This is a genomic window from Nocardiopsis sp. TNDT3 (genome assembly GCF_003427465.1).
Lineage (GTDB): Bacteria > Actinomycetota > Actinomycetes > Streptosporangiales > Streptosporangiaceae > Nocardiopsis > Nocardiopsis dassonvillei.
On sequence record NZ_QPFC01001252.1, the window covers coordinates 1 to 1,006 of the forward strand.

A 1,006-nucleotide genomic window follows, 5' to 3' on the forward strand; every position below is an offset into this window, starting at 1 on the left:
GTCTCCCTGTGGACTTGTGGTGGCGCCCCGCGCGCCGGTGCCGTCCGCCTGCCCCTGGGGCGCGTTCGGCCGCGGTTCCCGGGAGGCGCCCCGCCGCGTCTCGTCCGTCGGTACCGCCCCGGTCGAAACCACTTCGCTTGGCATGCCTACCTCCCGCGGATCCGTCCGGTCGCGCGGGCGCCGTCAGCGCCGCCCGGCTCCACCGGTGCACGTGCGTGTCATCAGGGCCAGTCGTGACGTGGCCGCCGCGGTACCTCTCCCACCAGTCTAGTGGGGCCGTTCCCGTCGGGAACGGCCTCGGCCTCCCCCGCTCCCGCCGCGCCCGTCGGCGGGTGTGACACTGGCCACCGGGGGTTCACCCCCGGTGGTGGAGTACGTCAACGATGACGGGCCGTCGCGCATTCCCCGTGGGGAGGGGCGTCGGCCGCGGCGCGGGTCGGCCGGATCAGACCGTGAGGAGGGTGTGCAGCTCCACGTCGGGCACCCTGTCCCGTCCCCGGAGCGCGGAGAGCTCCATCAGGACGGAGAATCCCACGACCGTACCACCCGCCTTGCGGACCAGGTCCACCGCGGCCCTGCCGGTGCCGCCGGTGGCGAGGACGTCGTCCACGATCAGCACACGGCTGCCCGGGGAGACCGCGTCGGCGTGGATCTCGACGGTCGCGGTGCCGTACTCCAGATCATAGGCCTGCCCGATGGTCCGTGAGGGCAGTTTCCCGGCTTTGCGCGCGGGGACGAAGCCCGACCCCAGCGCCATGGCGACCGGGGCGCCGAAGATGAACCCGCGCGCCTCCAGTCCGACCACGTGGTCCACCCCCGCGGCGCGGAAGGGCGCGGCGAGGCCCTCCACGGCGGCGGCGAAGCCCTCCCGGTGGTTGAGCAGCGGCGTGATGTCCTTGAACAGGACGCCGGGCTTCGGGAAGTCGGGGACGTCGCGGATGTGCGCCCGGATGAGCTCCGGGCTGGGGACGGGCGCCGCGGTGGCGGTGTCGTCGGGCATGTGGGA

The 1,006-nt window shown here is 74.1% G+C and carries 1 protein-coding gene; it reads right to left on the minus strand.

Features of this window, described 5'->3' with window-relative positions:
- Positions 1–445: 445 nt before the first annotated feature.
- The gene (locus tag DQW06_RS26525) at positions 446–1,000 is read right to left on the minus strand and encodes an adenine phosphoribosyltransferase (protein ID WP_013151892.1); all 555 of its coding nucleotides are present in this window, start codon (positions 998–1,000) and stop codon (positions 446–448) included.
- Positions 1,001–1,006: the final 6 nt, after the last annotated feature.